This is a genomic window from Snuella lapsa, assembly GCF_039539345.1.
Lineage (GTDB): Bacteria > Bacteroidota > Bacteroidia > Flavobacteriales > Flavobacteriaceae > Snuella > Snuella lapsa.
The window spans coordinates 1-20,890 of sequence record NZ_BAABCY010000034.1 but is presented as its reverse complement, the minus strand read 5'-3'; the positions used below and the strand labels follow the sequence as shown (position 1 = coordinate 20,890).

The window sequence follows — 20,890 nt, the reverse complement described above, 5'->3', positions numbered from 1 at the left end:
TTAATTATCTTCTTTTAAAGATTGACACTCTGTTGACAAAGGGTTGTCACTCGCAATACCTTATTTTGTATTGTAGTCAAGTTGAATTATTATGGGTAAATTGAAGTTTAATTTCGACCTATGCATTAATTTGAAGACCTATCTTTGGGAGATATACAATGCTATTATGAGTTTAGATACAGTGAAGCGTTTTGACCGTATTGTAGCAATTCTTGTGCAACTACAAGCCAAACGCATTGTGAAAGCACAAGAGTTGGCAGATCGGTTTCAAGTAAGTTTGCGAACTATTTATAGAGATATTAGAACCTTGGAGGCTTCCGGGGTTCCAATTATTAGTGAAGCTGGGGTTGGGTATTCTATTATGGAGGGATACCGATTGCCTCCTGTTATGTTTACACGGGAAGAAGCAGGAAGTTTTGTTGCGGCCGAAAAGTTTATGCAAAAATTTGTAGATAAATCACTTGGTAGTTACCATGAATCTGCAATGTATAAAGTGAAATCTGTGTTAAGGGGGGCAGAAAAAGACTGGATTTCTGCTTTAGAATCGCAAATAGTTGTAGACCCTTCCCGTGAGTTGTTTAACAAGAAATTACCAAATGCACTGGAAATACTCTTTGAAAGTGTAGCTGAAAAAAAGCAAGTGTTTTTAAAATACCATGCCTTAAATAGTGAATTGCCATCCGAGCGGTGTATAGAGCCGGTTGGTTTATTCCATGAAAATAGCTTTTGGTACGTGTTGGGCTATTGCCATTTAAGAAATGATTACAGGCAATTTAGAACCGATAGAATGTTAATGATTAAAAGGACGCAGCACATTTTTACTAAAAAACACGGTACAATAGATGAGTATAGGCAAAAGGATGAAACCGTTCAAAAAACAAAGGTTAAGATCTTGGTCGATAAAAATATAGCACGCTATATAAATGGTAATAGGAAATATTACGGTTTTGTTTCAGAAACAGTTAAAGGCCATCAAGTAGAGATGACCTTTGAAACTTCCGATTTGGAAAACGGTTTCCCAAGATGGTATCTTATGTTTGGCGATTATGCCGAAATTATTGAACCTGAAAGCTTAAAAATTCGAGTTAAAGACATTTTGAATAAAATGGCAGCAAAACTTTAATGCGCCTCTAGCCAGTTGTTACCGGTGCCTAGATCTACATCTAGAGGGACTTCTAATTGATAGGCATTTTCCATTTCAGTTTTCACTAAAGTTTTAATACGGTCGAGTTCTGGTTTGTAAACATCAAATACCAATTCGTCATGTACCTGTAACAGCATTTTGGTTTTAAAATCGCCATCTTCTAATTTTTTGTAAATGTTTATCATGGCTATTTTAATGATGTCGGCAGCACTTCCTTGAATGGGAGCATTCACTGCGTTACGTTCTGCGGCTCCTCGTACTACAGCATTACGGGAATTGATGTCTTTTAAATAACGACGTCTGCCTAAAACGGTTTGTACATAACCATGATCGCGAGCAAAATCGACTTGTTTGCTTATGTAGGCTTTTAATTTTGGATAGGTTTCATAGTAGGTGTCAATAAGTGCCTTGGCTTCACTGCGGGATAAATCCGTTTGATTGCTCAGTCCAAATGCAGAAACACCATAGATAATACCAAAATTAACCGTTTTGGCATTGCTTCGTTGTTCACGGGTAACATCACTAATAGGAACATTGAATACCTTTGATGCGGTCGAGGCATGAATGTCTTCACCATGCTTAAAGGCTTCAATCATGGTTTCTTCTTCACTTAATGCCGCAATAATGCGCAGTTCTATTTGAGAGTAATCGGCAGCCAGTAGTATGTAATCTTCGTTTCTGGGAACAAATGCTTTACGTACTTGTCTACCGCGTTCTGTACGAATAGGGATGTTTTGTAAATTGGGGTTGTTGCTGCTTAATCTGCCAGTAGCGGCTACAGTTTGCATATAGTCTGTATGAACCCTGCCTGTTGTGGGGTCTACTTGTAACGGTAAAGCATCAACATAAGTGCTTTTTAGTTTCGAAAGTCCTCTAAAATCTAAAATATACTGAATAATGGAGTGGTCTTTTGCTAAATAGGAAAGGATGTCTTCCGATGTCGCATATTGTCCTGTTTTGGTTTTTTTAGGCTTGTCTACCAGTTTTAGTTTATCAAATAAGATATCTCCTAATTGCTTTGGTGAAGCAATGTTGAACTCTTCTCCAGCTTCAGCATATATTTTACTTTCTAAAGTCTTTATGTCACTATTTAATTGTTCGGCTAAAGAAGCCAGAAAGTCTTTGTCTAGATTTATGCCCTCTAACTCCATAGCCGCTAATACCTTTAGTAGTGGAACTTCTATGGTGTCAAACAATTTTTGGGTGTTGGCCTGACCTAGCTCATTAGCGAAATGCTCTTTAAGTTGTAATGTGATATCGGCATCTTCAACAGCGTATTCCGTTTGTTTTTCAACAGGTACTTCTCGCATCGATAACTGGTTTTTTCCTTTTTTGCCGATAAGTTCAGTAATGGAAATAGGGGTGTAGTTTAAATATGTTTCGGCCAGTACGTCCATATTATGGCGCATATCAGGATTGATCAGGTAATGCGCTAGCATGGTATCAAATAGCTTGCCTTTTACTGTAATATTGTATTTCGCTAAAACTTTAATATCATACTTTAAATTCTGGCCAATCTTTTCGATGTGTTCAGCTTCAAAGAAAGGGCGTAATTGTTCTATGAGTTCTTGTGCTGCTGCTTTATCTTCTGGAAACGGCAAATAAAAACCTTTACCAGATTCCCATGAAAAAGCAATGCCTACCAAGCTTGCAGCCAAAGGGTTGATATCGGTAGTTTCAGTATCAAAACAGACGCTATTTTGGTTCATTAAGTTTTTTAGAAACAATTTGATAGCTAGATTCGATGTAAGGCTTTGATAAAAATGAGATGTAGTAGTGGCCGTTTTTCTGGTATATTCTGATACGGTTTCAGTTGAGCTTTCAGGAGAGTCGTTACTACCAAACAACGAAAACTGTCCAGCACCGGCTGCTACCTGTTCTTTAGGTGTTGCTTTGTTGTCTCCTTTTGTTTCAGGTGCGCTTTGGTTCTCTTCGGAAGCCGTAACGGTAAAGGTCTTTGTGAAATTATCGATAAGTCTTCTAAATTCCAGTTCTTGAAAAATTTCTGTAACCTTTGGGATGTCTGGTTGTTCAAGCTCAAAATCTTTGGCGTCAAAAGTCACGGGAACGTCCAACATAATAGTTGCCAGTTTCTTTGAAAGTAAGCCTAATTCTTTATTGGCTTCAACTTTTTCTTTCATTTTGCCTTTTAATTCATGGGTGTTTTCAAATAAACCTTCCATGCTGCCATACTGCGCCAAGAACTTTTTGGCTGTTTTCTCTCCTACACCAGGAAGTCCTGGAATATTATCACTGGAATCACCCATCATGCCTAAAAAGTCTATAACTTGCAGGGGGTCTGTGACTTCAAATTTTTTCTGTACTTCTGGAATGCCCCAAGTTTCGTAACCGCCACCAAATGATTTTGGACGGTACATGAAAATGTTTTCCGAAACCAATTGGGCAAAATCTTTATCTGGAGTAACCATAAAAGTTTGATAGCCTTCTTTTTCGGCTTGTTTAGATAGTGTGCCTATAACATCGTCTGCTTCATAGCCTTCTTTGACCATAATGGGAATATGCATAGCCTTTAAGATGTCTTGGATATATGGTACGGCTACCTTTATTGCTTCCGGTGTTTCGTCGCGGTTTGCTTTGTAAGCTTCATACATGTCCACACGATCGGTACTACCGCCTTTGTCAAAGCAAACAGCTAAATGATCTGGGCGCTCCCGTTTTATAACATCCAAAAGCGAGTTCATGAAGCCCATAATGGCAGATGTGTCCACACCTTTGGAATTGATTCTCGGATTTTTAATAAAGGCATAGTAGCCACGGAAGATTAACGCATAAGCATCGACTAAAAAAAGACGTTTTTGATCTGACATGTATTGTTTTTTTTGAAGTTTATAAAACTACAAAAAGTTATGACCTCTTAGAAATTAATTGACTTACAATTTTACAATCTCATTTTATTTTTAGCTAACTAATATGAACGCGTATTCATATATTTGTCTTAGATTATTTAGAATTATGGTTGTAGAAGTTTGTGCAAATTCATTAGAATCGGCTGTAAATGCAGAAAAAGCAGGTGCGCACCGAGTTGAACTGTGTTCGGAATTGGCGGTTGGAGGTGTAACGCCGTCTTTTGGACTGATTAAAAAAGTAACAGAAGCGTTATCGATTCCTGTATTTGTTTTGATTAGACCACGAAGTGGCAATTTTACTTATAATGAGGGTGAGTTTGAAATAATGAAGCAAGATATCATATTGTGTAAAGAATTAGGTTGCGCTGGAATTGTTTCGGGTGTCTTAAATAAAGATCAAACAATAGACATTACGCGTACACGAGAACTCATCGCGCTTTCAAGCCCCTTAAATTTTACGTTTCACCGTGCATTCGATTGGGTTCCTGATGCCAAATTGGCCTTAGGACAATTAATGGAAATGGGAGCTAATCGTGTGCTCACATCCGGTCAGCAAGCGTCTGCCGAAAAGGGTGTTGAATTACTACAGACGTTAAATGCCTTAGCTAAAGATGGTATAGGGATTCTTCCGGGAGGGGGGATTAAACCAGAAAACGCTGCATTGTTTAAAAATGCCAATTTTTCAGAAATACATGTATCTGCCTCAACCATAGAAACGGTTAGTGAAAGACCTGAGGTTCCTATGAACAGTGATAAGTTTTTTGATGAAACTATTCGTTCGTATTCCGATGTTGCTACCATTCAAAAGATATTAAAGCAAACGAATCCTTCTGGTTAGTGTTTTCTAAATTGCATTGTATCAATTCTTAAGGTAGCGTTAAATCTGTTTGAGTATTTACTATGCTGTTTTAAAATGAAGTATCTTTGGTGAAAAATTACTATGCTTCGTTGGATATTTTTTCTTGTTCTTTTTGGAATTATAGACCTTTATGCCTTTCAGGCATTTAAGACGGTAGTTAAAAATAATTGGTTGTTAATACTATATTGGCTCATTACCGTCTTGGTTATAGGCAATTTTGTATTTCATTATTATGGATTTAACAGAAGCGATGGTTTTACACAGGCACATGGGTATGCTTTTGGTTTTCTTATTGCGCTTTTAATTCCTAAAATGGTGCTTTTGGTTGTTATGTTTGGTGAAGACGTGTTTAGGGTGCCTCAGGCCATTTATCGTTATTTTACTGAAGGCGACACAGCTAAAGGGAACTATTTTGCTGCACGCCGTCAGTTTCTAAGTAAAGTAGCGTTGGGTATTGCAGCCATACCATTGGCATCGATTATCTATGGTATGTATAGGGGAAAGTACAACTATAAAGTTTTAAAATATACCTTGTCTTTCGAAGATTTGCCTGAAGCATTTGATGGATATAAGATAACCCAGATTAGTGATATTCATTCCGGGAGTTTTGATAATATTGATAAGGTTAATTATGGTGTGGATTTGATTAATTCCCAGCAGAGTGATGTGATATTGTTTACTGGGGATATAGTAAATAATAGTGCAGATGAGTTAAAACCCTACATAGAAACTTTTAGCAAATTAAAGGCTAAAGATGGTTTGTTTTCGGTGTTGGGGAATCATGATTACGGCGATTACATTGGTTGGGGGTCTAAAGAAGCAAAGGCACAAAATTTAATAGATTTAAAGAATTATCAAAAGCAAATAGGTTTTGACTTATTGCTAAATGATAGCCGCTTTATTGAAAGGAATGGCCAGCGCATTGTTTTAGTGGGTGTAGAAAACTGGGGTGCTGGTGGATTTAAAAAAGCGGGTGACTTAAAAAAAGCGTCGGTGAATGTCGATAAAGATGATTTTAAGGTGTTGATGAGTCACGATCCCTCTCATTGGGAACGAGAAGTAATTCACGACGATTACCATTATCATTTAACTTTAAGTGGCCATACGCATGGTATGCAGTTTGGTATTGAAATCCCGGGATGGTTTAAATGGAGTCCTGTTAAGTGGCGCTATAAATATTGGGCTGGGGTTTATAAGGAAATGGAACAATATATAAATGTTAATAGGGGATTTGGTTATTTGGCCTTTCCCGGGCGTGTTGGCATTTGGCCTGAAATAACTGTGATAGAGCTTAAAAAAGCGGTAAAAGAAGTATAATTGTATGGAAATATTATATTTACTGCAAAAAAAACTTATTTTTATTACCAAGAAGTAACCTATCTACACCATTTTTAACTACTTTTAATTAAAGGATAAAAATTGTAGGTTTGTAATACTTGTTTGACTAAAACTTTTAAAATATGTCAAAATTTGGGGAACTTATTGATGTTAATGTTCCTGTTCTGTTAGATTTTTACACAGAATGGAACGAGCAGTCTACAGCCATGCACCCAGTACTTAGAGATGTAGCGGCAGCACTTGGTGATAAAGCAAAAGTAATTAAGATTGATGTTGATAAAAATCAAGAGCTTGCTGAAGCCTTACGGGTAAAGGGTTTGCCTACATTAATTATTTATAAAGATGGGGAGATGAAGTGGCGTCAAAGTGGAGAACAAGATGCCAATACCCTTATAGGGATTATTCAAAAATACCTTTAACCTAAGCTATCTGTTTTGTAGGTATCGTTTGAAAACAATAGCCTTTATCGCCGAAATATTCCAACGTTTTTGGTAATGCATATTGCATGTTTTTTGAAGCTTTTACGCTATCATGGAATACAACAATACTGCCATTTGTGGCATTGTTTAATACATGCTTTAGGCAATCTTCCTTCGTTATGCTTTTTTTCCAGTCAAACGATAATACATCCCACATAATGATGTTGTAGCCTAAAGTGATAAGTTTTTTTCCTTGACTTGATTTTAGTTGACCATAAGGAGGCCTGAATAAATTCTGAATTTTGAATTTAGAATTCAGAACTTCCTTTTCCATAATTTCTTGGGTTTCAAAAACATTCTTTAAATAATCTTTAATTGGGGTTTTCCACCCCTTCAAGTGGTTGTAGGTATGGTTGCCAATAGCATGTCCATTGCTTAATATATTCGTAAATATTTCTGGGTGTTTTTCAATGTTCTTACCGATACAAAAAAATGTAGCTTTCGCATTAAAGTCGTTTAAGGTTTTTAGTGTCCAATTAGTAATTTCTGGAGTGGGGCCGTCATCAAAGCTTAGGTAGATCGTTTTATTAGCATTAGGGATGTCCCAAGTGTAATTTGGGAACATCCTTTTTATCGCTAACGGTGTTTTTGCGGGTATTAAGCCCATTATTGTTGTTGTATCGTGTCGTCTGGATTTTCTTCTGTGGGGATACTGGTGTCTTCAATAGGAAGGTCTAAGTCTGTTCTGGGAGCCATTTCTTCTTTTGGTTGGCCTCCATAAAAGCTACTAAACAAATTTAAGTAGTTGTTAAATATGTCGCCTTCAGTTTCAGCAAATTCAGGATCATGTTTAACTAATACTTCTACAATGCTATTGTAGCGTTGTATATCGGTGTAAATGTCTTCAAACAAACGTTCTTGCTTGTCTATTGTTAAGTGACTGTAATAGCTTAGATTTTCCTGATATTTTTTTGCTACCTCCTTAAACAGTTGTTGTGCTTTTTCTTTGTTGCCAACTTCGTAATAAGCAGTAATATAAGGCTCTAAAAGGGTGTAGTACCCAAAGTAGTCTACAGGCATATTGGTCATAGCAATATCCGCAATTTCTTCTGCCTTTTCCAATGCGTCCTCGTTGATAAGTCTTTCTATTAAACGTGCCAAATTACTTCTGTAGGTAATCGCATTTTTACGGGTTTCTGGATCGTGGTAAATATTTGGGCTACCACTGTTGCCCCAATCCCATTTTTTTACTTTCTCGTACATAAGTTCAGTGTCAACACGTCCCATTTCAAACGGATTAGCTTTGTCTACAGGTGTTCTAATAGGTACTAATTTGTAACACAAACCATCCAATTGCAGATAGTCTTTCATCCAGATGTAATCGTCGTCACCAAAGCTTCCTCCAGTGAAATAAATTGGGCGTTCCCAATTGTTATTGGCAACAACATCTAGCATTAATAATCTGTTTTTATAAATAGCACCTTCTTTTATCTTAATGTCAATATAAGGTACAATCTTGTCTGCATCTTTTTGTTTTACGATACCTGATTTTAAAGCATTTTCCTTATTTACCGGAAGGCGTAAAACCTCGGTTGGTAAATAACGTGCATTTAAATCTTGGCTTCTTAAATTAGAAATATCGACACCTTGTTGTTGCAAAATGTACTTGTATTTGGATTTAGGGCTGTTACTTTCTATGAAAAAGCTTAAGAATTCCTTAATTTCTAAAGTGTCTTGAATAACAGGGTCTTTCACTACGTATTCGTTGGTGCCAAATTTATAATGTTCATGTTTTAGTTGAGACGGTATGGGGTCACTTTCATAAGCTTTACGTTTCATTTGGTCTATATACCAGTCCGTTTGAAATAAACTGGTATTAACCACGCGAACATCGGTTCGATAACCTTCAATCTCTTGGGCATACCAAAGGGCAAACGTATCGTTGTCACCAATGGTAAATAAGATGCCATTTTCGGCGCAGGAATCCAGGTATTTTTTTGCCATTGATCGAGCTGTGTATTTATCAGATCGGTCGTGGTCGTCCCAATTGTTGGCAGCTAAAATACCAGGTACTAAAACTAAACAAACAATAGTAATTATTGGGGCGGCAATTTTTTGTGGCAGTTGCTTTTTTAGTGTATCAAAAATAGCATATACGCCAAAGCCAATCCAAAGTGCAAAAACGTAAAATGAGCCTACTACCGAATAATCGCGTTCTCTTGGTTCAAAAGGACGTACATTGGTGTAAAACTGAATGGCCAGACCTGTAAACAGGAAAAACACCAGCATAGTCCAAAACAGTTTCTTGTCGGTATTAAACAAAAAGAAAAAGCCAAGAAGTCCTAAAATAAGAGGTAGGAAATAATAGGTGTTTCTGGCCTTGTTATTTTTTACATCACTAGGTAAATTCTCCTGAGGATACCCTAAGTGCCATTCGTCAATTGGTTTAATGCCACTAATCCAGTTACCGTGATTGTCATAACGTCCTTGGATATCATCTTGTCTTCCCGTAAAATTCCACATAAAGTAACGCCAGTACATGTAACCTAACTGGTATTCCAACATGTAGGCTATGTTACTGCCTAAAGATGGTTTTTCAATATCTAATATGCTTTTAAACTGTTTTAAAAAGTTATTGAAATCTTCATAATCAATATTACCTTGAGCAATTTCATTTTTAAAATTGGCTATGGCAGAACGGTAATTGTTGTCCATTTGATGCTCTGGTTTTAACTTAAAGTTTAAAAATCCGGTAAACATCATATAGTTCTCGGCGTGTTCGGGACTCCACATTCTAGGTAATATGGAGGCGTGTTTGGAATTGTAGTTTTGTTTGGCGTTTTTGTAATCGTTTACAATAACGTATTCTCCTTTTTCTTCATCCTTCTCATATTTGGGTTTGTCGTCACTGTAAGGATTGTTCTCATCCAAATAGGCGTATTGATCGGTAAATAAAGGCCCGTAAAATAAATGGGTTTCGGGGTATTGTTCTAAATTGTAATATGCTAATAGCTCTCTTGCACTGGATGGGTTATTTTCATTAATCACAACATTGGCATTCGCACGAATGGGTAACATGAGCCATGTCGAGAAACCTATAATAATAAACGTAATACAGAGGATTCCTGTATTGATGTGGACATACTGTTTCTTTCTTGTATATCTAAGGGCATAATGTATTGCAGCTACCAGTACGATACCCGCAATTATGGATCCTGAGTTGAAAGGGAGTCCCACAGTATTCACAAAAAATATTTCAAAAGCACTAAAAAACTTAAGGATGTTAGGAGCTAAAAGTTTAAAAACAAATAACAGAACACCTATAGAAATGCCATTGGCTATAATAAAGTTCTTAACGGTAATGGTTTTGTAGTTCTTAAAGTAATAAATAAGGCCAAGAGCAGGAATAGTGAGGAGCCCCATAAAGTGGACTCCAAAAGAAAGGCCAATTATAAAAGCAATTAAAATGAGCCAACGGTTGCCTCGTGGTGTGTTCATGTCCTGTTCCCATCGTAAGCCCAACCAAAATAATACGGACATAATAAGAGTGGCCATGGCATATACTTCAGTTTCAACAGCATTAAACCAAAATGAATCTGTAAATGTAAAGGCCAAGCTACCAACAAGACCACTGCCTAAAATGGCCATAGCTTGTGATGGATTGATATCATTTTTTGAAGCGACCAACTTTTTTAAAAGCAGGGTAATGGTCCAAAACATAAATAAAATAGTGAATGCACTGGATACTGCACTCATCATGTTTAGCATAAAACCAATCTGCGTAGCTTTGAAAGCAAACATAGAAAAGAAAGCCCCTAGCATTTGAAACAAAGGCGCACCAGGAGGGTGGCCTACCTGTAATTTTGACGAAGTTAAAATATATTCTCCAGCATCCCAGAAGCTTACTGTGGGCTCAACGGTTAAGCTATATGTTATGAGTGCTATTAAAAAAGAGAACCATCCTAAGATGGTATTCCATTTTTTAAAGTTAAACTGTGTCATAATAAATCTATGTTTATTGCTTTGGCGAATTTAATAATAAATATGTTATCCAAAATGTTTTTAAGTAAACCTTAAGTTTTCAAAATAATTTTTTAAAAAATTCTTGTAGAAATAAAACTTTGTTTTAAATTTGCAGCCTCAATTGGTTATTGGCCCATGGTGTAACTGGCAACACGTCTGGTTTTGGTCCAGAAGAGTCTAGGTTCGAGCCCTAGTGGGCCAACTTAATTGTAAATCCTAATCGTTTTTGGTTAGGATTTTTTTTTGATGAAATCTTGTAAATTACAAGTTTATTAATAAAAATAATGTTATAAAGGAAGCGTTAGCTTATAATAACGCATCTGTCCTTTTATAGTGAAGTAAAAATCGCTACTTTTGGCAACTGAAATTTAAACCAAACAAAATTCAACATGAAAATAACTAAGTTTTTAAGTATCGCATTAGTGGCTGCACTGGCTAGCTCATGTAATAAAGGTGGATTTACGAAAAAATCGCTGAATACGGAAGTTGATTCTGTAAGCTATGCCATAGGGATGGATGTAGCTCGTAATATTGGAGCTAACTTTTCCGAGTTTGATAACGACCTATTTCTTCAAGGCTTTATGTCTGCAGTAGATTCTTCTGAAGTGCTAATTGACAAAGAAGCGGCACAAGGGATTATAAGAACCTATATGATGAAAAAGCAACAGGAGCAACGTGATAAAATGGAAGAAGAGGCTAAGAAGAAGGCAGAAGAGACCTATGCTAATGAAAAAGCAGAAGGTGAAAAGTTCTTAGAGGAAAACATGACTAAGGATGGTGTTGTAACAACGGCTAGTGGTTTACAATACATTGTTTTAAAAGAAGGTGACGGTGAAAAACCAGAAGCGGCTTCTAAAGTAAAAGTGCACTATCACGGTACATTAATAGACGGTACTGTATTTGATAGTTCTGTAGATAGAGGAGAGCCTTCTCAATTTGGAGTAGGACAAGTTATAAAAGGATGGACCGAAGGGTTACAGTTAATGTCTGTAGGATCTAAATATAAGTTTTTTGTTCCTCAGGAATTAGCTTATGGATACCAACAAAGAGGAGCTAAGATCAAGCCGTTTTCAACATTAATATTTGAAGTTGAATTATTGGAGATTGTCAAGTAAAATTGATTTATGATATTTTAAGTGTTAAAAACAGGAAGCTCAGCTTCCTGTTTTTTTTGTTTATAATCTTAATATATAGTAGGATAAACAATTCAAGGTTGTAAATTTGCAGCGTTTTTAATAAGAAAATATATGGGGCACAAAGCAGGTTTTGTAAATATTATAGGAAATCCAAATGTGGGCAAATCTACATTAATGAATGCATTTGTAGGCGAGCGGTTGTCTATTATTACATCGAAGGCGCAAACCACGCGGCATCGTATTTTAGGTATCGTAAACGGTGACGATTTTCAAGTGGTATTTAGTGATACGCCTGGGATTATCAAACCAGCTTATGAGTTGCAGGAATCGATGATGGATTTCGTAAAATCGGCTTTTGAAGATGCCGATATCTTGTTGTATATGGTTGAGATTGGCGAACAGGAATTAAAAGATGAAGCTTTTTTCAATAAGATAGTTAATTCTAAGATCCCAGTACTCCTGCTTTTAAATAAGATAGATAAGTCCGATCAAGAACAGTTAGAGACTCAGGTACAGCTTTGGTTGCAAAAAGTGCCTAATGCCGAGATTATTCCGATATCTGCATTAGAGGGCTTCCAGGTAAAGGAAGTTTTCGATCGTATTGTAGACTTGTTGCCAGAATCCCCAGCCTTTTATCCAAAAGACCAATTAACCGATAAGCCAGAACGCTTCTTTATAAATGAAACCATACGCGAAAAAATACTATTGCACTATAAGAAAGAGATACCTTATGCAGTAGAGATACTAACAGAAGAGTTTTTAGAAGAAGAGAGTATTATTAGGGTGCGATCTGTGATTATGGTAGAACGTGAAACTCAAAAAGGTATAATAATAGGGCATAAAGGAAGTGCTTTAAAACGTGTGGGTATAGAAGCTAGAAAGGATCTGGAAAAATTCTTTGGGAAACAACTTCATTTAGAACTCTATGTAAAAGTGAATAAAAACTGGCGAAGTAACCAAAATCAACTAAGGCGTTTTGGTTATAACAATAAATAATATAATACTAACTTTTTAATTCCATAACGTTAACGTAAAGCAAAAGAAGGACATTTGCCAATGTTAGTTAGAATTATTTGAGTTAGTTTAAAAAGCTTTGGTTGACAGGGAATTCGATCAGGGCTTTTTTGTTGATCTTAAGTTTGGCTAATATCATTTAAAATCCCGTTCATAAAATTCCGTAAGGAAACCATTTCTTGTTTGCCAGAAGATTTTCCAATTTGTCCTCCTAAGTATAAAACAATCCAAATAATCACCATTAATAACATCATGCCAACTTGTATTGCGTACGATGATTGTAATGTCCAATTAGTATAAGCCCAAATACCAAAAGCTATAAATAAGCCAGCTACTAAAAAGTGGATAAACATGAATAGTGTCCATACAGTTGGGTTGGGACCAAATAAGCCATAAACTATACAGTTGTAATCATCTACTTCATTGATTTCTAAATGTAATTGTGGCGACCAAAAATGTTGCTTGTGCTTAGGGAATTTAATAAACACATGATCGTCTATACGTGTTATTATAAAGTCCGATTGCGTTGTTTTTGTTTTTTGAAAGGCTTCCAGAATGGTTTGGTTATTTTGTGGTAATTCAAATTTAAACCGAGGACGCAAAATGATGTCTTGGGTTGCTGGCATTTAGTAAATGTTTTAAGTACAGTAAAGTACTATTTTTATTTGAAATATAAATACTTTTAATCTTTGCCGAAAAAAAGCTCGGCATTGGTTATATTTCCTATTTTTGCAGAATATTTCGTGTAGATAAAAGAAATACAATCGGCATTAAGCCGTTACAAGTCAAGATTATGAGTAATATAGTAGCCATAGTAGGCCGTCCAAATGTAGGGAAGTCGACATTCTTTAATCGTTTAATTCAACGAAGGGAAGCCATTGTTGATGCCGTTAGTGGTGTAACAAGAGATCGCCATTATGGAAAAAGTGATTGGAACGGTAAAGAGTTCTCTCTTATAGATACTGGAGGATATGTTCTGGGAAGTGATGATGTGTTTGAAGCAGAGATCGACAAGCAAGTAGAATTGGCGATTGAAGAAGCCGATGCTATTATCTTTATGGTTGATGTAGAAACTGGTGTTACGGGAATGGACGAGGATGTTGCTAAATTACTTCGTAAAGTAAACAAACCTGTGTTTTTAGCTGTAAATAAAGTAGATAATGGACAAAGGGCTGAAGATGCTGTTGAATTCTATTCTTTAGGATTGGGGGAATATTATACCATAGCTGGTATTAATGGTAGTGGTACTGGAGAATTGCTGGATGCCTTGGTAGCTGCCTTGCCGGAAAAAGAAGAGAAAGAAGAGGAGGATTTACCACGTTTTGCTGTTGTAGGAAGACCCAATGCAGGAAAATCATCTTTTATTAATGCCTTGATAGGTGAAGACCGATATATTGTTACGGACATTGCAGGAACAACCCGCGATGCTATAGATACCAAATACAATCGCTTTGGATTTGAGTTTAATCTGGTTGATACGGCTGGAATAAGACGTAAATCTAAGGTAAAGGAAGATTTGGAATTTTATTCGGTAATGAGAAGCGTTCGTGCCATAGAGCATGCCGATGTATGTTTGTTAGTACTGGATGCTACGCGTGGTTTTGACGGACAGGTACAAAATATTTTCTGGTTGGCCGAACGTAATCGCAAAGGCGTTGTGATTTTGGTTAATAAATGGGATCTGGTAGAAAAAGACCATAAATCGACAAAAGAATATGAAAAGGCTATCAGGAAGCAAATTGAACCATTTACAGATGTGCCGATTATATTTATATCGGCTTTGTCTAAGCAACGCATATACAAAGCGATAGAAACAGCTGTGGAAGTCTATAAAAACCGATCCAAAAAGATAAAGACGAGCAAGCTAAATGAGGTTTTACTGCCTGTTATTGAAAGTTACCCGCCACCAGCTTACAAGGCTAAATATGTAAAGATAAAATACATCATGCAGTTACCAACACCACAGCCTCAGTTTGCTTTTTTCTGTAACCTTCCGCAGTATGTTAAAGATCCCTATAAGCGCTTTTTGGAAAATAAATTACGAGAGCATTTCGATTTTAAAGGTGTACCCATAAGTGTGTACATGCGTAAGAAGTAATTTTGTTAGTTGCTCTGCATCCCTGATATAAGTCGAGCTAGATGAAAGCAAATTTAAATTCAATCATCTGGGCTTACGACAATAATTAGAATTGTTTTTATAATAACCTTAATTTTAAAGGTGCTCCTTTATCTTTAAGAGTTGGTTCTTTATGTTTTCCAGTTTGTTTATTATCTCAAAATTATTAAGCGTTTTCTGTTTTTCTTCTTTTAAATGGATTTTAGCTCCTTCCAACGTAAAGCCACGTTCCTTAACAAGATGAAAAATCAATTTGAGATTTTTGATGTCCTCGGGAGTAAACTTTCTATTACCTTTTGCATTTTTTTTAGGTTTAAGGATGTCGAATTCTTTTTCCCAAAAACGAATTAAGGATGCATTAACACCAAAAGCTTGAGCCACTTCACCAATACCATAATAGCGTTTTTCTGGAAGTTCTATATGCATTTTATTAATCTAAAGATTGATTTTCTAAAGAAGCGTGTTCTAACAACTTATTAAACTCTTCCGCTGTTAAACTTCCATAGTAGAAGTTAATAGGGTTAATGCGCGCACCATCTTTAAAAATTTCATAATGGAGGTGCGGGGCTTGCGAACGTCCAGTACTACCTACAAAGCCTATAAGGTCACCACGTTTTACTTTTTGGTTTCTTCTAACATTGTATTTGTACAAATGGGCATATAAACTTACGTATCCGTAACCGTGGTCAATTCTTATGTGTTTCCCGTATCCGGTAGCACCAGCATCAGCACGTTTAACAATGCCGTCGCCAGTTGCGTATATAGGGGTGCCTCTGGGAGCTGTGAAATCCATGCCCCAGTGCATTTTCCTTACTTTGGTGAAGGGATCAGAGCGCATACCGTAGCCAGAGGCCATCCTAGTAAGATCCTCATTACTTACTGGCTGAATAGCCGGAATGGCAGCCAAGAGTTTTTCTTTTTCTTCAGCTAGTTTAGCTATCTCATCTAGGGATTTTGACTGTATTACAATTTGTTTTTGCAAGATGTCTATGCGTTTGTTACTCTCAACAATGAGTTTGGAATTATCAAAACCTTCCAAATCTTTATACCTGTTAATACCACCAAAGCCTACCTTTCGTTGTTCCTCAGGTATGGGGTTGGCCTCAAAATAAACACGATATATGTTATTGTCCCTATCTGCAATATTGGCAAGTACAGCTTCAGCTTGTCCCATTTTCTTGTTAAGCAGTTCAAATTGTAATTGCATGTTTTGCAACTCTCTTTTTAAGGCTTTTTCCTTTGGGGATTCAATGTATTGACTGGCTATAAAAACCGACAAAAAACCAAACAATGCTGAGGCCAGTATAAATACTGTCGCATACTTAAGTGTTGTGCGCTTTTTACGTTCTATTTTTCGGTAAGAAAGCGATTCAGAATCGTAATAATATTTAACCTTACTCATTCCTTAATTTATGCTATTTTTGCAAGAAGTTATAAGCCTTGTTATGTTTTAATTTTTAATCTAACGAACAAAACTATAAAATATTATTACAGTAAGATTCGATAATATTCTCTAAGTTGGTTTACTCAGTCCGAAATTTAAAATAAATTTGCACGGTAAAGATAAAAAATGTTTCGCTTTAATAGTAATTTAACAGAAACAAGAGTTTCAAAATAGATACATGAAGTCACAAGATATACGATCGAAGTTTTTAAGTTTTTTTGAAAGTAAAAGTCATAGTATAGTTCCGTCGGCACCAATGGTGCTTAAAGACGATCCAACATTAATGTTTATAAATGCAGGGATGGCTCCTTTTAAAGAGTACTTTTTAGGGAATGCAGAGCCGAAGAGTAAGCGTATTACAGATTCTCAAAAGTGCTTACGCGTTTCTGGAAAGCATAACGACTTGGAAGAAGTGGGTTACGATACCTACCACCATACACTATTTGAGATGCTTGGAAACTGGAGTTTTGGTGATTACTTTAAAAAAGAAGCAATAGCATGGGCATGGGAGCTGTTAACCGAAGTATATGGCATCGATAAAGATATATTGTACGTAACAGTTTTTGAAGGAAGTGCTGAGGATGGACTTTCTAAAGACACCGAAGCATACGACTATTGGAAAGAACACATTTCTGAAGAACGGATTTTAAACGGTAACAAGAAAGATAATTTTTGGGAAATGGGGGATCAAGGGCCATGTGGGCCTTGCAGTGAAATTCATGTTGATATCCGTTCTGCTGAGGAAAAGGCTAAGGTCCCAGGTAAAGATTTGATAAATAAAGACCACCCACAGGTAGTGGAAATATGGAATTTGGTTTTTATGCAATATAACCGTAAAGCTAATGGCAGTTTAGAAAATCTTCCAGAAAAACATATCGATACAGGAATGGGATTCGAACGTTTGTGTATGGTGTTGCAAGGCGTACAGTCCAATTACGATACCGATGTGTTTACACCCATAATTAGAGAAATCGAAACGATTACCAATACCCAATATGCTAAGGACTATAAAGTAGATGTTGCCATACGCGTAATTGCCGATCACGTTCGCGCTGTAGCATTTTCTATAGCAGACGGGCAGTTGCCAAGTAATAATGGGGCAGGCTATGTGATTCGTAGGATTTTAAGACGTGCTGTGCGCTATGGTTTTACCTTTTTGAATAAAAAAGAACCCTTTATCTATAGATTAGTTGAGGTGTTGAGTAATAAAATGGGGGCAGCTTTTCCCGAATTGAAAATACAAAAGCAGCTTATAGAAAACGTTATTAAAGAGGAAGAACAGTCCTTCTTAAGAACATTGGATCAAGGTTTGGTGCTTTTAAACAGAATTGTAGAAGAAACAAAGGGCGATACGGTTTCGGGAGAAAAGGCTTTCGAACTATATGATACATATGGATTTCCTATTGACCTTACAGCGCTTATTCTTTCTGAAAAAGATTTGAAACTAGATGAAGAAGGCTTTAATCAAGAACTTCAAAAACAAAAAAAACGTTCGCGTATTGCCAGTGAAGTAAGTACAGGTGATTGGACAGTTTTAATTGATGATGCAGTACAGGAATTTGTAGGATACGATTATCTTGAAACCAATGTAAAAATTACAAGATATAGAAAAGTGACTTCCAAAAAAGAAGGAGACATGTATCAGCTGGTCTTCAATTTAACACCTTTCTACCCTGAAGGAGGTGGACAAGTAGGTGATAAGGGGTATTTAGAGAGTACACATGGTGAAGTTATTTATATTATAGATACGAAGAAAGAGAATAATGTAATTATTCATTTTACTAAAGAATTGCCAAATCGTATTGATGAAACGTTTAAAGCCGTTGTAAGTAACGATCTTAGAGAGTTGTCTGCCAGTAATCATACAGCAACGCACCTATTGCATCAAGCATTGCGAACCATTTTGGGGGATCATGTGGAACAAAAAGGGTCTTTGGTAAAACCAGAAGGGCTACGTTTTGATTTTTCACATTTTTCTAAAGTGACGCCAGAACAATTAACAGAGGTTGAAGATTTTGTGAATGCCCGAATAGAAGGCAAATTACCTTTAATTGAACATAGAAACATCCCTATGGATAAGGCCCTAGAAGAAGGTGCAATGGCTTTGTTTGGTGAAAAATATGGAGATGCGGTGCGAACCATTCGTTTTGGACAATCCATTGAATTGTGTGGTGGAATACACGTCAAGAATACTGCCGATATTTGGCATTTCAAAATTGTTTCAGAAAGTGCTATTGCAGCAGGTATTCGTCGTATTGAAGCAATAACCAATAGAGCCGTTAAAGATTTTTATTTAGAAAATAATAAGGCCTATTCTGAAATGAAGATGCTTTTGAATAATGCAAAAGAACCTGTTAAGGCACTTCAGGGTTTACAAAGCGAAAATGCCGATTTAAAAAAGCAAATCGAAGCCTTATTGAAAGATAAGGCAAAGGATATGAAAGGAACGCTTAAAAATGAACTTACAACAATAAATGGAGTGCAGTTTTTGGCTAAGCAATTGGATTTAGATGCCTCAGGGATTAAGGATTTGGCCTTTGAGTTGGGCAATGAATTTGATAATTTATTCTTGTTGTTGGCGACTGTTAAAAACGGCAAGGCGTTATTGTCTTGCTATATTTCGAAGGCATTGGTGGCTAGCAACGGGCTTAATGCAGGTCAAGTAGTTCGTGAGTTAGGTAAGTTTATTCAAGGTGGTGGTGGCGGACAGCCTTTCTTTGCTACAGCAGGAGGTAAAAACCCTGATGGCATTGAACAGGCTTTGGAGGCAGCTAAGGAATTCTTGACATAATTGACTCGCTAGAGTATAAAGCCGTCTTAGCAGGGTCAATTCAATTATGAAACAATTGAACTTGTGGAGGCAAAAAATCGCAAAGGCTATGGGTATAAAAGACTAAGCTTGGTGCTCTTAATAATTTAGAGTAGGGTTTTTAGAGTCGGATTATGAAGATATTACATTCTGAAGTTTGAAAGACAAAAGTGGCAGCCTGTTGTTTGAAAGGAACGTAAGTTGGATCTCAGTTTTAGAACAGTAATAGTAGAGAATAAAGTAATAGTTGAAATAAAATCTGTAATGGAGATTCACCCAGTTCATCCCAAACAATTATTAACTTATTTGAAATTAACTAATTTAAAGTTAGGTTTGCTGATTAATTTTAATAGCCCGTTGATTAAATCTGGAAGCACTAGAATAGTAAGTAAACGGTTTATGGTTTTTTCGTTAAAAATATTTTGAGACCTTAGCACCTTGGCGAGCATATGAAGCTGCAAACACAAATACCTTTAGAAAAACAGTCAAATAATCTAATAGACTATACATCTAGTGTACTTCTCTTGGGGTCGTGTTTTGTTGAAAATATTGGAGGGAAATTAGATTACTTTAAATTTAAGAGTACCCAAAACCCATTTGGTATTTTATTTCATCCAAAAGCAATCGAAAATTTACTTAGAGACGCTGTTAATAAAAGGGAATATACCAAAGACGATGTGTTTTTACATAACGAGCAATGGCACTGTTTTGATGCGCATTCTAAATTGAGTCATGCCTCTAAGGATTTATTGTTACATGAGTTAAACACAAATCTTAAAATAACATTTGAACGACTTTGTGATGCAACGCACATAGTAATTACTTTGGGAACGGCTTGGGTGTATCGTTTTATTGCAAGCGATGCTATAGTGGCTAATTGCCACAAAGTACCCCAGAAACAGTTTAAGAAAGAGTTAATGTCGGTTACCTCGCTTATAAAGTCATTAAAAAGTATGATGTCTGCCATACACTCAATAAACCAGAATACAACGGTTGTATTTACGGTATCTCCAGTTAGGCATATAAAAGATGGTTTTATTGAAAATATGCAAAGCAAAGCACATTTGATAACTGCAATACATCAATTTTTAAATAGTCAGGAACCTATTTCCAAAAGCAAATCGTTTTACTTTCCGTCCTATGAAATCATTATGGACGAACTTAGGGATTATCGGTTTTATAAAGAAGATATGTTGCATCCTAACACAGTAGCTATTGATTACGTTTGGGAGAAGTTTAAAGCTACTTGGGTTGTCGATGAAGCTACTAAGACGATGGACAAGGTGGAAGCCGTACAAAAAGGGCTGTTACATAAGCCCTTTAACCATAACTCTGAAGCGCATCAAAAATTTCTTAAAAATCTTGAGGTTAAAAAAAAACAGTTGCAAAACGAGTTTTCCCATATCGTATTTAATAACTAGCATTTAGCCTAAGTAGCGTAAGACTTTATTGAAGAGATTTTCGATAAATTTGTTTAAAAAAAACGTACTACGTTTAATCTTTTATAATGGCATTTCATCGAAAAATTGATAAATCAAGCATAAATAATTGTAAATTAAAGTGCTATTAATCAATTCACATAAAGAACATCAATTGTTATAATCAAAAGATTTTGCAATTGATGTTTTTTCGTTTAACTTGATAAAAGTAATTAACGTGAATCTCGGATAAGAAAAAAGTGTTTTTATTTTAGTTTATTATATTGATATTCAGTATATTAA

16 protein-coding genes and 1 tRNA gene are annotated in these 20,890 nt (G+C 36.2%); 11 read left to right on the top strand and 6 right to left on the bottom strand.

What is annotated here, in order from left to right; all coding sequences use genetic code 11:
• The first annotated feature begins 166 nt into the window (after nucleotides 1-166).
• Entirely contained in the window at nucleotides 167-1,123 is a 957-nt protein-coding gene (locus ABD792_RS06530; protein ID WP_345005060.1) for a helix-turn-helix transcriptional regulator, read from the top strand.
• Here ABD792_RS06530 and polA read toward each other — a convergent pair.
• Complete coding sequence (gene polA / locus ABD792_RS06525; protein ID WP_345005059.1) at nucleotides 1,120-3,972, bottom strand: DNA polymerase I; 2,853 nt, start codon at nucleotides 3,970-3,972, stop codon at nucleotides 1,120-1,122. The two genes, ABD792_RS06530 and polA, sit on opposite strands and share 4 nt — an antisense overlap.
• Nucleotides 3,973-4,117: 145 nt before the next feature.
• Between polA and ABD792_RS06520 the strand changes: the two genes are divergently transcribed.
• The 3 genes from ABD792_RS06520 to ABD792_RS06510 all read left to right on the top strand — a co-directional run bounded on the left by ABD792_RS06520 (nucleotide 4,118) and on the right by ABD792_RS06510 (nucleotide 6,627).
• Nucleotides 4,118-4,849, top strand: coding sequence for a copper homeostasis protein CutC (locus ABD792_RS06520; protein WP_345005058.1), 732 nt, complete (start codon nucleotides 4,118-4,120; stop codon nucleotides 4,847-4,849).
• Between the two features lie 102 nt (nucleotides 4,850-4,951).
• On the top strand, nucleotides 4,952-6,187 hold the full coding sequence (locus ABD792_RS06515) for a metallophosphoesterase (protein WP_345005057.1): 1,236 nt from the start codon (nucleotides 4,952-4,954) through the stop codon (nucleotides 6,185-6,187).
• A gap of 143 nt (nucleotides 6,188-6,330) precedes the next feature.
• Nucleotides 6,331-6,627 (top strand): thioredoxin family protein, encoded by a 297-nt coding sequence (locus ABD792_RS06510; protein WP_199115860.1) that lies wholly within the window; start codon nucleotides 6,331-6,333, stop codon nucleotides 6,625-6,627.
• A 1-nt stretch (nucleotide 6,628) separates the two neighbouring features.
• On the opposite strand, the gene ABD792_RS06505 is transcribed toward ABD792_RS06510, so the two are convergent.
• Both ABD792_RS06505 and ABD792_RS06500 read right to left on the bottom strand, forming a co-directional pair.
• Nucleotides 6,629-7,294 (bottom strand): polysaccharide deacetylase family protein, encoded by a 666-nt coding sequence (locus tag ABD792_RS06505; RefSeq protein WP_345005056.1) that lies wholly within the window; start codon nucleotides 7,292-7,294, stop codon nucleotides 6,629-6,631.
• Nucleotides 7,294-10,629, bottom strand: coding sequence for a protein O-mannosyl-transferase family (locus ABD792_RS06500; RefSeq protein ID WP_345005055.1), 3,336 nt, complete (start codon nucleotides 10,627-10,629; stop codon nucleotides 7,294-7,296). The genes ABD792_RS06505 and ABD792_RS06500 overlap by 1 nt, the downstream gene beginning before the upstream one ends.
• 150 nt (nucleotides 10,630-10,779) lie before the next feature.
• Here ABD792_RS06500 and ABD792_RS06495 point away from each other — a divergent pair.
• The 3 genes from ABD792_RS06495 to era all read left to right on the top strand — a co-directional run bounded on the left by ABD792_RS06495 (nucleotide 10,780) and on the right by era (nucleotide 12,782).
• Nucleotides 10,780-10,852, top strand: a tRNA-Gln gene (locus tag ABD792_RS06495).
• Between the two features lie 187 nt (nucleotides 10,853-11,039).
• A complete protein-coding gene (gene bamJ, locus ABD792_RS06490) occupies nucleotides 11,040-11,765 on the top strand; it encodes a BamJ family beta-barrel-assembly machinery protein (protein ID WP_345005053.1) in 726 nt (241 codons plus the stop codon).
• A gap of 132 nt (nucleotides 11,766-11,897) precedes the next feature.
• Nucleotides 11,898-12,782: a GTPase Era gene (era, locus tag ABD792_RS06485; protein WP_345005052.1), complete on the top strand. Its 885-nt coding sequence runs from the start codon at nucleotides 11,898-11,900 to the stop codon at nucleotides 12,780-12,782.
• 137 nt (nucleotides 12,783-12,919) lie between these two features.
• Here the strand turns inward: era and ABD792_RS06480 are convergent, their stop codons facing one another.
• The gene (locus tag ABD792_RS06480) at nucleotides 12,920-13,426 is read right to left on the bottom strand and encodes a GTP-binding protein (RefSeq protein ID WP_345005051.1); all 507 of its coding nucleotides are present in this window, start codon (nucleotides 13,424-13,426) and stop codon (nucleotides 12,920-12,922) included.
• Nucleotides 13,427-13,593: 167 nt separating this feature from the next.
• Here ABD792_RS06480 and der point away from each other — a divergent pair, with 167 nt between their 5' ends.
• Entirely contained in the window at nucleotides 13,594-14,898 is a 1,305-nt protein-coding gene (gene der / locus ABD792_RS06475; protein WP_345005050.1) for a ribosome biogenesis GTPase Der, read from the top strand.
• Between the two features lie 114 nt (nucleotides 14,899-15,012).
• Here der and ABD792_RS06470 read toward each other — a convergent pair whose 3' ends face one another.
• Together ABD792_RS06470 and ABD792_RS06465 are read right to left on the bottom strand one after the other, a co-directional pair.
• Entirely contained in the window at nucleotides 15,013-15,342 is a 330-nt protein-coding gene (locus tag ABD792_RS06470; RefSeq protein ID WP_345005049.1) for a MerR family transcriptional regulator, read from the bottom strand.
• 4 nt (nucleotides 15,343-15,346) lie between these two features.
• On the bottom strand, nucleotides 15,347-16,318 hold the full coding sequence (locus ABD792_RS06465; protein ID WP_345005048.1) for a M23 family metallopeptidase: 972 nt from the start codon (nucleotides 16,316-16,318) through the stop codon (nucleotides 15,347-15,349).
• Nucleotides 16,319-16,538: 220 nt separating this feature from the next.
• On the opposite strand from ABD792_RS06465, the gene alaS reads away from it, so the two are divergent.
• The 3 genes from alaS to ABD792_RS06450 all read left to right on the top strand — a co-directional run bounded on the left by alaS (nucleotide 16,539) and on the right by ABD792_RS06450 (nucleotide 20,590).
• Nucleotides 16,539-19,151: an alanine--tRNA ligase gene (gene alaS, locus ABD792_RS06460; protein WP_345005046.1), complete on the top strand. Its 2,613-nt coding sequence runs from the start codon at nucleotides 16,539-16,541 to the stop codon at nucleotides 19,149-19,151.
• A gap of 219 nt (nucleotides 19,152-19,370) precedes the next feature.
• Nucleotides 19,371-19,595 (top strand): GxxExxY protein, encoded by a 225-nt coding sequence (locus ABD792_RS06455; RefSeq protein ID WP_345005044.1) that lies wholly within the window; start codon nucleotides 19,371-19,373, stop codon nucleotides 19,593-19,595.
• 23 nt (nucleotides 19,596-19,618) lie between these two features.
• Complete coding sequence (locus tag ABD792_RS06450) at nucleotides 19,619-20,590, top strand: GSCFA domain-containing protein (protein ID WP_345005043.1); 972 nt, start codon at nucleotides 19,619-19,621, stop codon at nucleotides 20,588-20,590.
• Nucleotides 20,591-20,890: the final 300 nt, after the last annotated feature.